This window comes from Actinoplanes awajinensis subsp. mycoplanecinus (assembly GCF_001509495.1).
Lineage (GTDB): Bacteria > Actinomycetota > Actinomycetes > Mycobacteriales > Micromonosporaceae > Actinoplanes > Actinoplanes palleronii.
In genome coordinates this window covers 37,429-51,204 of record NZ_LLZH01000314.1, presented here as the reverse complement: position 1 = coordinate 51,204, position 13,776 = coordinate 37,429, and the positions used below count along the sequence as shown (strand labels likewise).

10 protein-coding genes are annotated in these 13,776 nt (G+C 70.1%); 1 reads left to right on the top strand and 9 read right to left on the bottom strand.

Translation table 11 applies throughout. From position 1 onward, the window contains the following. Window positions 1-434 precede the first annotated feature (434 nt). From ADL15_RS40930 to ADL15_RS40915, 4 genes are all read right to left on the bottom strand, one after another. Window positions 435-782 (bottom strand): hypothetical protein, encoded by a 348-nt coding sequence (locus ADL15_RS40930; protein WP_067703707.1) that lies wholly within the window; start codon window positions 780-782, stop codon window positions 435-437. Further along, window positions 779-1,924 (bottom strand): TRAFAC clade GTPase domain-containing protein, encoded by a 1,146-nt coding sequence (locus tag ADL15_RS40925; protein ID WP_067703704.1) that lies wholly within the window; start codon window positions 1,922-1,924, stop codon window positions 779-781. Before ADL15_RS40925 ends, ADL15_RS40930 begins: the two co-directional genes overlap by 4 nt. A gap of 434 nt (window positions 1,925-2,358) precedes the next feature. Further along, window positions 2,359-2,838 (bottom strand): hypothetical protein, encoded by a 480-nt coding sequence (locus tag ADL15_RS40920; protein ID WP_067703701.1) that lies wholly within the window; start codon window positions 2,836-2,838, stop codon window positions 2,359-2,361. A gap of 186 nt (window positions 2,839-3,024) precedes the next feature. Further along, entirely contained in the window at window positions 3,025-3,606 is a 582-nt protein-coding gene (locus ADL15_RS40915) for a hypothetical protein (protein ID WP_067703698.1), read from the bottom strand. A gap of 245 nt (window positions 3,607-3,851) precedes the next feature. Between ADL15_RS40915 and ADL15_RS40910 the strand changes: the two genes are divergently transcribed. Continuing rightward, window positions 3,852-4,877 carry an outer membrane protein assembly factor BamB family protein gene (locus ADL15_RS40910; RefSeq protein ID WP_157441934.1) on the top strand — a complete coding sequence of 342 codons (1,026 nt, stop codon included), beginning with the start codon at window positions 3,852-3,854 and terminating at the stop codon, window positions 4,875-4,877. A 399-nt stretch (window positions 4,878-5,276) separates the two neighbouring features. On the opposite strand, the gene fxsT is transcribed toward ADL15_RS40910, so the two are convergent. Genes fxsT through ADL15_RS40885 form a run of 5 tightly spaced genes read right to left on the bottom strand, consistent with a single transcriptional unit; the run spans window position 5,277 to window position 13,773 of the window. Further along, window positions 5,277-9,134 carry an FxSxx-COOH system tetratricopeptide repeat protein gene (fxsT, locus tag ADL15_RS40905; RefSeq protein ID WP_067703692.1) on the bottom strand — a complete coding sequence of 1,286 codons (3,858 nt, stop codon included), beginning with the start codon at window positions 9,132-9,134 and terminating at the stop codon, window positions 5,277-5,279. Between the two features lie 7 nt (window positions 9,135-9,141). Beyond that, a complete protein-coding gene (locus ADL15_RS40900; protein WP_067703689.1) occupies window positions 9,142-10,158 on the bottom strand; it encodes a TIR-like protein FxsC in 1,017 nt (338 codons plus the stop codon). Then, on the bottom strand, window positions 10,155-10,805 hold the full coding sequence (locus ADL15_RS40895; protein ID WP_198171234.1) for a TIR-like protein FxsC: 651 nt from the start codon (window positions 10,803-10,805) through the stop codon (window positions 10,155-10,157). Before ADL15_RS40895 ends, ADL15_RS40900 begins: the two co-directional genes overlap by 4 nt. After that, window positions 10,802-11,641, bottom strand: a complete 840-nt coding sequence (locus ADL15_RS40890; protein ID WP_067703682.1) for an aminoglycoside N(3)-acetyltransferase — start codon at window positions 11,639-11,641, stop codon at window positions 10,802-10,804. Before ADL15_RS40890 ends, ADL15_RS40895 begins: the two co-directional genes overlap by 4 nt. Next, window positions 11,635-13,773, bottom strand: a complete 2,139-nt coding sequence (locus ADL15_RS40885; protein WP_083972399.1) for an FxsB family cyclophane-forming radical SAM/SPASM peptide maturase — start codon at window positions 13,771-13,773, stop codon at window positions 11,635-11,637. Before ADL15_RS40885 ends, ADL15_RS40890 begins: the two co-directional genes overlap by 7 nt. Window positions 13,774-13,776 lie beyond the last annotated feature (3 nt).

The window sequence follows — 13,776 nt, the reverse complement described above, 5'->3', positions numbered from 1 at the left end:
AGCGACTCAAAGCCATGCAATACCGGCCCGCTCTCGCCACCGGCTTCCTCGGCAGCAGCGGCCTCAAACCACCCTGACCCTGACCCCGAAAGGTCAGTAGTCACAACGGAGCGGATCGAAGGCGGACCTCCGACTTCACGGATCTGCCGAGTTGAGTAAGCGTTGTCGTGCGAATCTCACTCCACGTTTCCGTCGGGGCGGCGGTGTTGAACATCGAGGTGATCGCCACGTCCCCCCCGCGCTGCGAGCGTCTACTGTCAACGGCCGCCAGTAGAGGGACCTGCTGGCCTCCGAATGAGATCAGCCAACTCGCCACCGCCGGACCAGGCGCACGGCCGGGGTGAGTTGCACCGCCTGCTGGCCTGTCCAGAGGAGGGCTATAACACGAGACTTCCATGAACGCAGTTGAGCAGCTCAACGAGTGAATTCAGCTCTCACTGCGGAGGCGGCGGCTTGGGCGCGTCCCATATCTCGGCGAAGTGGCCGGATATGTCGGGGCGGGACCAGATCAGCCGGCGACCGTCGTTCACCGAGTCGATCCCGGCGGTCAGAGGGCCGGAGATCACGAAGTCGTGGGGGATCACCCGGCCGGCAGTGTCCTGGCGGCCGTCCGGGTCGGGGAAGCGGAGCGCCACCGTGTCGCCGGTGCGGCGGCACAGCTCCTGGTCGGAGTCGGTGCCGGCGAAGGCTTCCTCGTACTCCTGCAAAGGGTCTTTGAAGTCGCCTTTGAAAAGGAAGCGGAAGCCCCAGGTGCGCCCACGGGTAGCCCAGATCAGGCTCATTTAAGGCTCCGGTACAGAACGTTGTCCTGCTCGGCCCGGTCGAGATCAATCCGGCAACCGGTCAGGACCGCGGCGAGATGATCCTGCCGTGCCAGCGCCTGCGCGTTCATCTCGCGGAGCTTGTCACCGGCCAGCTTCGCCGCCGCGTTCACGAGAGCGGGATTGACTAAATTCAGGACCTTACCCAGCGGGCCGGGCAACCGGGTCTTGCGGGCGACCAACGCGGCGGCCAACGTCGAAGCGCCGCTCAGCAGGTTCTCGGCTACCTTCCCCGGCAGCTGCATGGTCTGGTTCCAGCGGACATGCCGCTCGAACGGAAGGATCGCGGCCAGCGGCAGGATCAGATTGAGACCGACGCGCTCGGCCACCTTGATTTCGCCGGGCTCGAACTTCGCGGACGAGAGCAGCACGAAGTCCTCAGCGACGGAGAGTGCGTCGCTCGCCTCGACCAGCCCGGCGATCACCCTAGCCAGTTGGTCCAGGTCGCCGCCGACCTTCTCGGTGAGCAAGTCGCGGAACTTGAAGGTGTCCATGTCCGGCATCAGGTCGGCCTTGGACAGCGCCATCATCCAGATCCGCGGGAACTCGACGAGCGGCTTGCCGTCCACCAGGAGCTCGTCCTTGATCGACAGCAGGCCGGTGTGGAAGTTGGCGATCAGCGACTTGAGGTAGCGCTCCTCCTCGCCGGCGTGGTCCAGCAGCTTCCGCGCGTCCACCAGCAGCAGAGCGACGTCCGAGCTGAGCAGCGACCGGAACGTGTCAACCCGGCGCTGCGCCTCCTCCTCGCCGTCCACGTCCTGCTCGAACCACTCACCCGGATAGTCGTGCCAAACCAGCCGCAGCGCGTCGAACGGCCGGCTCTTGACCGCCGCCTCGGAATTATCCCGCAACTTGACGGAGAAGGAATACGACTTCGCCGCGAACCTGGTCGGCGCTGGCGGCTGCGCCCTGTTCCGCATACCGAGGTAGTTCTGATGTAGGAAGGTGTGCTGGCTGCGGTCGTCCGCCACGACGTCGAAGAGGCTGTTGTTCAGGAACTGGGGCTCCAGCGTGGCGCCGTAGAAGGAGGAGACCAGCACGGTCTTGCCGCTGCCACTCTCACCAAAAACCGCAATGTGCTGCTCCAGCACTCTGCTCTGCATGAGCGGATCTTACGGGCCCTGCCAGGACCCATGGCACCCTCGCCTCGAGGCTGCCATGGGTCGATGATCTCAACGCCCGCGTGCACCAAGTCGGCCCGTTGCGAGTGACGACCGTATGCAGTCCACCAGTGCGGTCGCCGCAATGAGCGGATTCCGCACCGGCCGCGGATCGGGGAACGTGCAGAGCGGCGCTACCTCGCGCGACTGCGGGTATCGACCGGAAGGATCCGCTCGCTGAACGCCAGCAGCACCTGCGCTTCCAGCCAATAGCGCCAGGCTGCTGGACCCTGCAGAACCGATCCCGATAGCCGAGCGGAGACAGCCATGACGGGGGCGCACTCTCATGCCGCGATCCGCTCGCTACAGGGCGTCACGACGGTCGAGGGGGTCGGTCGACTCCCGCTCGTGCCGATGAGCGGATGAGCCGGCCGTGGTCAGGGAGCCGGCAAGGGCTGCCGGTCACCATCCGCGTCCCACCAGCGGTCTTCGAATCCGTAGTAGATACCGGTGGCCCAGTCAGCCGGTTCGTCGTGGTAGACAAGGTCGCTGCCGACGATCCATACACGTGGGACTTCGCCGAGCGATGCCTCGGGTTCCGACCATTGTCGGTTGACACGCGCTACCGCCTCGGCGCGAGAGATGCCGAAGGCGTGCACCATCTCATCGGCCACAGTCTCACAGAAGTCGAGAGCTTCATTGTCGCCGGCGCAGGAGAAAGCACCATGTGGGCGAAGGATTGATCTATGCACCAAATATTGCGTCTCGTCAGCGTTAGCGACTCCGGAGGGAAGTGTGCGTGTCCGGATCGCGCCCTGAAGGTCCTCTTCGCGAAGGTTGTACTCGGCCAACAGCCGAATCAGATCTTCCTGCGGTCCTATCGGCTCGTAGCCTTCATACTCGTCCAATATCGACATGCTCCCATCATTCGATGTGTTCGCTCGCCGTAAGACTTGATCGAGCCGATGGAACATCCGCTCATGCCGCCGTCCGCGCTCGGGCCAACCGCCGCCCTCACGACCGGCGGTCGGCCGTGACGGCCCGGCACCTTGTCGTGCCGGGTTGAGTGCACTCGATCATGCGGATGTCGCCGTGCAGCCCGTCTATGCAGAATCGTTTGAAGAGTAGGCCAGATCGTCGAGCGTGTTTTCGATCAGCACGGCCAAGTCTGTGGCACGGTCGGCGGTCTGGATCGCCTTGAGCGCTGCGATGGCCTCTATCGCCAGGCTGCGGTCATGAAACGCGAGGATATCCATGAGGTCGACACAGGAGCGGAGATCGGCTTCCGACGAGGATCCAGCCCGGAGTACTGCGACGTAGTGCTGGAAGCCGCCCGCCACGGCTTGCCGGATCTCATCGATGTCGACCGCGCCGATCTGTTCGTGCGCCGGCCCGGTGGGTTCGGCGGCTGAGATCCGAGACAGGAGATCAAGCGCCACGCTATGCCCTGGCGGCGTCATCCCTGGCAGCGCCGCGACCAGGACGGTCGCGACTGGCGCGCAGCCCTCGCAGGGGCCGGCCACTGACACAAGGATGTGCTCGATCCATACGCCGAGTCGGGCTGCCTCCTCGTCGTCCGAAGCCATGGTGAGCCCTCGCAAGGCATCGGGCACCATTTCGGCATGGCCGACATATGTCTGGATGCGCGGCCAGTCGAATCGGGCGATGTCGTCGTCGATGCTCACGAGTAGACCTTTGCACGGCGACTGTGTGAGTACTTTTCGACACCTCGGACTTGCTCATTTGCCGCAGATCGTGCGCGCCGGCCAGCAGCGAGGCATCACCAACTCTGAGCGGTGCACGGATCTGCTGCGAGTCGCTCGCTACCCAACGTGACAGCGGGTCGGATCGCCCGGCAGGCGAATCTGCCGATGAGATGAGCGGCACCCGTTGAGGGCTGGCGGGATGGCGTCGCTTATAGCCTTGGGCAGTGGATCAGCCCGTGGAAATCCTTTGGTCGCGGCCGCTATGTATGCGGTCGAGCGCGACGACGGTGGCCGCGACCGATGCCCTCGTCGTGGCGGAGCGGTACTCACGCCTGGTACGGCTCGAGCCGATGACCGGGGCGTTGATATGGGAGCAGCGCGTCGAGGACTGCTGGGGCACGACCGCCATCGCGCAGGGACGATGCCTCTACCTGAGCCAGCAGGGTGTCCTGCACTGCTTCGAGCTGCTGAGCGGTCGCCTGATGTGGTCGCATCCGGGTCTGGAGTTCCGCCGCTATCTGACCATCAGCGGGTCCGTCATCGTGCTGGGCGGTTGGCGCGGCTACCACCCTGTGACACGGATCGACCTTGCCACCGGCACATCCGTCCCGTTCGATTCACCGTACGCTCCAGGCGAGTCACTGGCCTGGCCAGCTACCGTCCGGTTCCAAGTTGATTCGGATACGGCCGTCGACGCGGTGCTGCTCGCCAGCAGGCGCCGGCCGGAACTCCGACTTGAGGACCCGCCGACCGGGACGACTCTGGGCACGTGGCCGCTGCCAGAGCCGGTACAGTTCCCTGACTCGGGCGAGGCATACACCCACGGTGACGACGGCCGTGTGGTGTTCGTCAGCGGCAGGCGCACTGTCATGTCGTTCCATCCGTCAACCGGGGTGCAGGCGCTCTGGGAACACGACACAGACCTCCCACCCGTGGCGCCCGTCCTGATCGACGACAAGCTCATGCTGGCCGAAGACTCTGGCATCACGGTGGTCGACCTGACCAGTGGCGGCCGCACGGAGATCACGCCGGTGCCGCCCGGCACAGCATGCGCACCCGTCCCCGTAGCGAATGGAGCACTGTTCGCCCGCTCTCACGGCAAGGTCATCGTGATCGACCGCGGTGGCATTCGAGCCGGAGCGCGACTGCCAACACGCGTCGAGCGATTGGTCCCCGGCGACGGCACTCTGGCGTACGCGATCGGCAAGGGGCACCTCACCGCGCTCAACGTACCGACCATCGAGCGCTGATCGCTCCCTTGATCCGATGCACGGATCTGCCGCAGAGAACGCGCGCTCGGTCTCGTCGCCACCCCGCACCGGCTCGTCCACCGGCACTCACCGTAGTCGCCTTCGGGGACGCCGCGAGCTGCTCCGTGGCGACGCCAGGCGAGCAGTGGAGGTTAAACGACAAGCTAAGACATCAGATCGCCGCCTTCCGTGGCGGTCGAACAGATGCAGTCCGAGCTGGGAATCCCGGGCCCCGGCCCAGGAAGGACGTCTCCAGGGATATCCATGGAGATCGTTAAGTATTTATTTTGGCGGGGCCAAGGCCCGCGGCGTGGTGACGCTGCGCGGGCACGCGGGTGGCACGAAGGGCAACTTCCGGGTCAGTACCTGGGTCGGCTGCTCCTGGACCGTGAAGGTCTATCAGTAGGTGTGCGGGTCGAGGATGCGGTAGACGTGGCGGCGGCGGTGCAGTGAGCGCACCGTCGGGTGTTCGGAGCCGAGGCGTTCGGCCAGCTGTTCGGCGATCTGCAGGTGGTCGGTGCGGGCGGCCAGCGCCAGGTTGCCCTGGCTCAGGTAGGTGTCCGGGTGGTCCTGGTCGAGGGCCAGCGCCAGCCGGTCGACCGTGTCGGCCAGCAACTCGCGGCCGCTGTCGCGCTCGCCGGTCTCGATCAGGAACAGCGCCAGGTTGTTGTCGGCCGCCATCGTCGCCGGGTGGACCGGACCCAGCAGCGTGTGCAGGGACGCGGCGGTGGCCCGCGCGATCGGCAGGGCCGGTTCGACCGCGCCGGCCTCGCCGAGGGCGACGGCGAGGTTGCTGCGGCTGATCAGGACGTAGGGATGGTCCGGGCCGAACCGTCGTACCAAAATGGTTTCGATCTTCTCGAACTCGGCGCGGGCCGCGGCGAAATCGTCGGTCAGCAGCATGGTGGCGGCGCGGCTGAGCCTGGTGATCAAGGTTTCCGGGCCGTCCGGGCCGCCGCTGACGGTGAGCCTTTCGTACGCTTCGTCGAGCAACTCGCGGGCCTCGTCGACCTGGCCGGCGCCGCGCATCGACACCGCCAGGTTCGCCTGCACCGACAGCGCGTCGCGGGAGTGCTGGCCGTACAGTTTCTCGAAGCCCCGGCGCACCCCGCGCAGCAGGTTCACCGACTCCCGGTACTCGCCGGCCTCGCGCAGGTCACGGCCGAGGTTGCTGGCCGAGAGCAGGCTGCGGAAGTGGTCGTCGCCGAGGGCCTGGGCCATCCGTTGCAGCGTGGTCCGGTCCATCTCCAGGGCGCGCCGGAAGTCACCGGTCAGCCGGTACGACGTGCCCAGGTTGTTGGCGAACGCCAGCGTGCGCCGGTTGTCCTCGCCGAACCGGTCGGCCGACAGCCGGTACGTGCGGATGTCGCGTTCCAGGGCCTCCTGGTACTGCCCGAGCGCGCGCAGGTCGGCGCCGTAGCTGCCGGCGGTGAACAGCGTGTACGGGTGACTGTCGCCGATCAGGTCCTCCTGCGCCTGCAGCGTGTCCCGGTCCAGGTCCCGGGCCTGGGCGAACTCGCCGAGGCTGCGCAGCAGGTTGCCGCGGTGGAACCGCAGGTGCAGCAGCCGGACCAGCAGCGGGTGCCGGCGCTCGTCGTCCGGCCCCAGCGCGTCGAGCTGGGCGGTCCAGCGCTCGTCGGCGCGCACCGCGTACTCCAGGCCCTGCTTGAAGTTGCCGACCAGGTAGATGTAGCGGATCCGGTCGATCACCAGCTGGCGCACGTCGTCGTCGTAGCAGTCCTCCGGCGCGGAGCCGTCCAGGTGGCTCCAGAGCAACCGGAACCCGTCCCAGGTCTGCGAGTCCTCGACCTCGCCGGCCGGGCGGGCGCCGGCCAGCACCCGGTGCACCGCGTGCCGGACCTCGGCCAGGCGGTCCGGGGCCATCCGGTCGCGCAGCGCGCTCTGCAGCAGCCGGTGCACGGTCACCCGGCGCTTCTCCGGGTCGAGTTTGACCAGCGACAGCCGGTTGATCGGCTGCATCAGTGCGGAGGTGACGTCGTGCTCGGACATCCGGTCGGCGAGCTGGCGGGCCACGTCCTTGTCGTACTGGGCGATGACCCGGGCGACCTCGTCGCTGTAGAGCAGGCTCAGCGAGATGTCCGGTTGCAGCACCGAGGCCAGTTGCAGCAGCCGGTACGCGCCGTTCGAGGTGGCCCGCAGCCGCTCCAGGATGACCTCCCACACCGCGGTCGCGGTGTGGCGCACGGTGCCGGCCTTGTCCAGCCCGGACAGGTAGTCCTCGGCGGAGCGGCCGGTGTCGTGCAGCCAGGCGGCGGCGAGCACGACCAGGATCGGCAGGTCACCGACCGCGTCGGCGACCCGGTCGGCGTCGGCGGGGCTCAGCGCGCTGCTGAGCCGGAACCGCAGGTGCTCGACGCTCTCCTCGCGGGTGAAGCCCTCCACGTCGATCACCTTGGCGACGTCACCCCACTCGGCGTCGCGGGTGGTGATCAGCAGGTGGCCGCTGCCGCGGGGCAGGTAGCGTTCGATCTCGGCGTACCGGTCGACGTTGTCGAAGATCAGCAGCCAGCGCAGCGGGGTGCCCTCGCGGCCGCCGCCGCGGCTGAGCCGGCGCACCACCACGCCGGCGGTGTCGTCGACGGTGGCCCGCCGCGGATAGTTCAGCTCGGCACCGAGGTCCGCCATGATCACTTCGACGAACTGGGGCGGGTCGGCCGGCACCCACCAGATCACGTCGTAGGCGCCCTGGAACCGGTGCGCGTACTCGATGGCCAGCTGCGACTTGCCCATCCCGGCGCCGCCGATCAGCGCCACCGGGGTGCCGCCGGCCCGTTTCAGGGTGTCGCGGATCCGGCGCAGCTCGAGGTCGCGGCCGGTGAACCGCGGGTTCTGGTTCGGCGCGTTGCGCACCTGCGGCGCGTCGCCGGGGAAGCGTGGCAGCGTCGCGTGCCAGTCGGCGGTGCCGTGGTCGTCCGCGCCGACCAGCCGCAGCGCCCGCCCGATCGCCGACTCCGCGGTGTGCCCGTTGAGCGAGTCCCAGCTCTCGAAGTCGTCCGGGCCCGGGGTGCTGTCGGCGACGCAGAGCGCCACCGCGGACCGGTTGCCGTCGCCGCGGAACGTGTCGGAGTAGAGCACCACCTCGCGCGCCCCGGACTCGGCCGGCTGCGCGCCGGGCCCGCCGCCGTCGACCACGCGCAGCCGGGCCGCGGTGTAGACGGCCAGCGCCCACTCGGCCCAGACCTGGTCGGCCGGGGCGTAGCGCAGCACCAGGGTCTCCTCGACCAGGGCCTGCTTGCGTTCGAAACGGGCCAGCACCTGCCGGCGCAGGGCCGGGTCCAGCGCCGGCATCCGGGTGACCCGGCCGCCGGTGATGTAGCCGGTCAGCCGCTCGTAGGAGGACAGCAGGCCGGCCGGGTCGCCGGGCTCGTCGCCGAAGGTGGCCAGCATCTCCTCGTACGCGTAGTACGTGCGGTACGGGACCTCCACCTCGTACCAGTAACTGCGCCGTTCCTCCTCGGTCATCCCGGCCGGCAGCCGGGTGAAGCGGCGCTTGGCCAGGGTCCGCCCGGCGGCCAGCTTGGACTGCTCGCCGGTGTCGACCCGCATCGGCACCGGCAGGATCCGGCGCAGCCGCTCGTCCTCGTACGTGCGGATCTGCGCGGCGACCGACGCGCCGCCGTCGATGCCCTGCTCGCTGAACGTGAAACAGTCGACGATCACGTCGGGCAGGTGGATCGTGCAGATGTCGGCGACGTCGCTCAGCCCGGTGCGGCTGTCCAGCAGGGTGTAGTCGTAGCGGCTCTTCATGTCCTCGCGCAGCGCGTCGAAGAAGTGCGCGCCGCCGAGCCGGTTGTAGAAGTCCTCCCAGTTCAGCCCGTTCAGGCTGGCCTCGTATTCCAGGCTGCTGTGCCCGGCGAGCAGCACGTCGAGCGAGCCGCCGCCGGGGAACGACCAGTTGATCGAGAAGGCGTACCGTTCGGCCTTGGCGTATTCGCGGTACCAGTCGGCGGGCCGGTCCTGGTCGGGCCCGCCGTTGCCGTCCTCGGCGCGTGGCAGGGTCGCCCACTGGTACTCGGTGATCAGCCCGATCACGCCGCGGGTGGTGGTGACCTGTTCCGGGGTGAGGAACGGCGCGAAGAACCGGTGCAGGCCCGGCGATTCCAGGTCCCAGTCGGCGACCAGCACCCGGTGCCCGTTCGCGGCCAGGATCCAGGCCACGTTCGCCAGCGCCATGGTCCGGCCGGTGCCACCCTTGTACGAGTAGAAGGTGACGATCTGGCCTTCGCGATCCACCATTGTCGACCTATCCTCGCTTGTCGTCGGAGGTCCTGCGCAGACTGGGTCGCGGCGTGCCGGGCGCGGTGACCACCGGCCCGTGCCGCAGGTACTGCTTGCGGGCCTCGGTCACCAGCAGCGGGGCGTTGCGGTCGAACTCGGCTGCCGTCCGGACCGGGCTCACCTGGTGCAGACCGGCGGTTCGCAGGATACCGGTGAGCGGGCCGACCGCCGCCGAGGCGCTCGCGACCACCAGCGCGATCACCCAGCGGGGCAGGCCGGCCACGGTGTCGCGGACGGTCTCCGGCGTGGCGTCCCCGTCGATCAGCAGCACCCCGGGCCGGCGCGCGGCCTGCCGGCGCAACTGGTCGGCGGGCAGCGGCTGGGCCGGCACCCCGAGCCGCTCGGCGGCCTCGATCACCTGGTCGCGCCGGGCGTCGAGCCCGGCGCCGAGCGCGGACACGATCAGGGCCGGCTCACCGCCGCCGGCCGCCCGCGGCACCAGCGGCGCCGGCGGTGACGGCTCCAGCACCGAGTCGCGGGCCACGCCGGCGATCCGGTCGGTGAACGCCGCGACCAGGTCCCGGTAGGCGTCGCGGTACACGCTGAGCATGCAGAGCGCGCGCAGCCCGTTCTCGGTGTACTCCACCGACTTGCCGACCACGGCGAACGCCTCGTCGAACTCGCGCCGGTTCTCCCACGGCGGCAGCGGTGTCCACACCACCGGGACCACGTGCCGGGCCGCCTCGGCCCGGCCCAGCCCGCGCAGCCGGGACCGGAACGAGTCCAGCTCGGCGGCCGCCCACGAGTTGCCGAAGTACTGCGGCGAGTAGAGCGGGACGAACACCCGGGCCCGGCCGATCTCGTCGGTCAGCCGGGCCCGGCGATCGGCGCCCGGCTCGAGCAGCCCGTCGTAGAACCCGGTCTCGTCGGCGCCGGTGCGGGCCCGGACCCCGTCGCTCAGGTCGTCGAAGAACCGTTTCACCCACGGGTCCAGCGTGCCGGAGCCACGGGCCGTGTTCGCATGACTGAGGAAGAAGATCACGTCGGGTCCTCCCCGAACTCCGTGGCCAGGCCGCGGAAGTCGACATCCTTGTCCGTCTCCACATCATGCGTCCAGAACGCGTCCGCGATCCACTGGGCGAGTTTCCAGACCACCGCTTCGTACACCTCGAGGCCCCGTTCACCGAGCTGCAGCAGGCCGTACAGACCTTCACTCTGATACAGCCGCGCCATCTCCGGCTGCGGCAGCGCCGGGGTGAACAGCTGCACCGCCCGGATCTCGCCGGGCAGCTGCTCGATCGGGAACGGGGTCCAGGACACCGGGATGATCGGGGTGGCGCCGTGCGACGACGTCGCGGTCGGGAACGTGCGGTGCGGGCGGCGGGTGAACGCGTGCCACTCCCGGGCGCACCACTCGCTGCCGGCGAACCGGGGCGAGATCAGCGGCACCAGGACCTGGCAGTGGCCGATCGCGTAGGCCAGGTCGTCGCTCCAGCGCTGCCCGCCGTCCATCTCGGCGTCCATGAAACCGGCCTCCTGCCCGGCCTGCAGGCCCAGCAGCTCGTCGACGTGGCCGTACAACGTGTCGTAGAAGTCGCGGACCAGGTGCGCGTCGCGGGTCGGGCGGGCCCGCTGCGGGCGGTGCGCATAACTGATGAAGAACACCGGCGTACGGTCACTCGAGGTCACGTCCCGGCCCCCCCAGCCTCTGCGCCCGCCACGGTGGGAACCCACGATAGCGGCTGTCCACGATGGTGGGTCATCCAGTCGAGCGCGAAGTCGACGGCGGCCCGGATCGGGAACAGCCGGGTCCGTGCCGCGCCGACCCGGCCGGTGCGCACCGCGCCGGTGCGTTCGAACGCCGCGCCCAGCTCCGCGAAGTCGTGGTCGTCGTTGTGCGGGGCGAGAAAGTCGATGCGCCGGCGTTCCCCGCGCTCGTCGAGCACGTAGCAGCGGTGCGGCCGGACCCGTGGCGGGGTCGCCAGCCGGTACTCGGCCAGGTGGAACGTGGTGCAGTGCGCGTAGCCGACGCCGATCATCAGCACCGTGGCGCCGACCGCGTAGAGCGCGCCGACCGGGGAGCGCTCACCCAGGTGACAGTCGAGGTCGTGCACCGCGGTCAGCTCGCGCGCCCCCGGCCCGAGCGCCGCGAACGAGGTGTGCGGGTGGGTGCTGCGCCGCGCGTCCGGGTGCTCACGGACCCCCTCGGCGAAGATCCCCATCTCGTCCGACGGGGTGGTGTCCGGGTCGAACCCCTTGATCGCGGCCTCCCAGCCGGCCGCGGCCTCCGGGCTGCCGTCGGTCTCCCGGCGGAACAGGTGCGAGGTGGTCGAGTTCGCGGTGGTGTGCGTCGGCACGACCAGGGTGCCGTCCGCGGTGATCACCTGCTGGACCGCGCGGCGCAGCGCGGCCGGGCCCTCCGGCAGCCAGCCGACCGCGCGCAGCGAGCAGTGCACCAGCACGGTGCCGCCGGGCCGCAGCCCGGCCCGGCGCAGGTCGGCGCTGAGCGTCTCGCGGTTCACCATCGGTCCACGATGGCACGCATCCGCGCGGCGAACCGGGCGCCGGCCGGGTTCAGCAGCTCGCCGGTGGTCAGCGCGCCGAGCGCGGCGGTGACCTCGCCGCGCAGCGCGGCGAACCGGGCCGCGGCCACCGGTCCGGGCCGCCGGCGCCAGACGTCGGCGACGCCCAGGAACGCGTACGTGCCCTGCAGTGCGCCCTCGATCGGCCGGGGGCCGGTGCGCCACGGCACGTCGACCCGGCGCGGGTCGCGGGGGTCGAACATCGGGCAGACGTCCAGGACCGCGCCGAGCTTGAGGTGCTGCACCTCGTGGACCAGCAGCACCGCCAGGGCGTCCGGCTCCTCCGGGGTGAGCGCGACGGCGCCGAACGCGGTGCGCGCCGAGCCGGAGCGCTGCGTGCCGGTGCCGTCCGGGGCCAGCGGCACGATCGCGCGCAGCGTGGCGGTGATGCCGGGCAGGTACTGCGGGGCGGTGGCGCGCAGGCTGTCCAGGGCGGCGTCCAGGCGCTGCCGCCAGGCGAGCACCGCACGGTCGTCGAGCCGATCGGCAACGGTCAGCTCGTCGTAGGCGTCGCGCAGCGGGTCGGTGTCCTCGAGGCGGATGCCGGGGCGCAGCTCGCGGGTGGGCAGCCACTGCGGGGGTGGGTCGTCCAGTCGTACCGTCAAATGATCGACGGCGAACCCGGCGGCGGACGTGCGGACCGGGACCACCGCATCGGCGCCGGTCAGGCGCAGCGCACCGAGCGTCGGCAGGACCAGCAGGCCGTCGCGGACCGGCACGCCCACGGTGATCGCGGCGCCGGCCCGGATCGCGGCCGCTGCGGCGAGATTCGCCAGGTGGGAGGCGTCGGTGCGGCGCACGAACGGTGACGTGAGCACCGCGCGGACCGCGTCCGGCGCGGACTCGTCGAGGGCGGCCAGCTGCGCCCAGCCGTCCGGTCCGGTCCGGCCGAGGGTGACCACCCGGGCCCGGGCCAGGGCCTCGTGGATCGGCGCCAGCTGGGCGACCGCGTCCGTGGCGCCCGCACCGCCGGCCAGTTCGTCGCGCACCCAGGTGGCCAGGCCGTCCCGCTCGTCCATGTCGTCGATCAACTCCTTCAGGTCGGCGCAGTACACCGACGGGTTGTCGAAACCGGTCGCCGCGCGGTAGCGGTGCGGGAACTGGCCGCCGCCGCAGCGCTCCACCACCGGGCAGGCGCGGCAGGTGGCGCTGAGCCCGTCGCGGCCGATCTGCCGGATCGCGATCATCGGGTGCGCGGACACCTCGTCGACGGTGGCGCCGAACACGTCCAGCCCGGTCGCGGCCGCCCCGTCGAAGGTCACCTTGAGCGAGTCGACCTGCTCGTAGGAGCCGTCGGTCTCGATCACCACGAGGTCGGCCGGGCCGAGCCCGACCGCCTCGGCGCCGACCACGCCGGGCGCCAGCAGCGCATCGAAGATCCGGATCGGGACCGTGCGCCCGTCCGCCGTCCAGCGCCGGAAGACCGCCGACAACCATGTTCCGTACGACATCGCGCCGTCGAAAGCCGGCGGCGGTGTCTCCCAGGTGGCGTGCGGCAGCAGCAGGTCGAGCCGGGGCGGCCGCTCGGCCAGCAGCGCCCGGTACACCTGCTCGGGGTCGTTGCACAGGTCGATCGTGCACAGCAGACCCGCGTAGATCTCCCGGTTCTCCGGAGCCCGCAACAACTCCAGGGCCCGCAGCACGTGCTGGTGGCTGCCCCCGCCGTGCGCGAACCTGCGGTGCCGGTCGTGTGCGGTCAGGTTCCCGTCCAGCGACACACCGATCCCGATCCGGTGCTCGCGGGCGATCGCGCAGATCTCCTCGGTGAGCAGCACCCCGTTGGTCTGCATCCGCAGGTCGAGCGCCGGCCCGACGGTGGCGCGCAGCTCACCGGCAATCTCGGCCAGCCGGCGCGGGCCGACCAGCAGCGGCTCACCGCCGTGCAGCACCACCCGCACGGCCGGCAGGTCGTGCCGGCGTGCGTGCTCGGCGATCCGCCCGGCGATCGTGGTGACGACGGCCTGATCCATCGTCGGTGGCTGCCGGCGCCAGCCCTGGTCGGCGGCCTCGTAGACGTAGCAGTAGTCGCACTTCAGGTCGCACCGGCTGGCGATCTTGAGTACGTACTGGCTGATCGG

What these genes read in the sequence shown, in the direction of transcription:
- ADL15_RS40930 (WP_067703707.1), bottom strand. Translation starts at nt 782, where the DNA reads ATGAGCCTGATCTGGGCTACCCGTGGGCGCACCTGGGGCTTCCGCTTC.
- ADL15_RS40925 (WP_067703704.1), bottom strand. Translation starts at nt 1,924, where the DNA reads ATGCAGAGCAGAGTGCTGGAGCAGCACATTGCGGTTTTTGGTGAGAGT.
- ADL15_RS40920 (WP_067703701.1), bottom strand. Translation starts at nt 2,838, where the DNA reads ATGTCGATATTGGACGAGTATGAAGGCTACGAGCCGATAGGACCGCAG.
- fxsT (WP_067703692.1), bottom strand. Translation starts at nt 9,134, where the DNA reads ATGGTGGATCGCGAAGGCCAGATCGTCACCTTCTACTCGTACAAGGGT.
- ADL15_RS40890 (WP_067703682.1), bottom strand. Translation starts at nt 11,641, where the DNA reads ATGGTGAACCGCGAGACGCTCAGCGCCGACCTGCGCCGGGCCGGGCTG.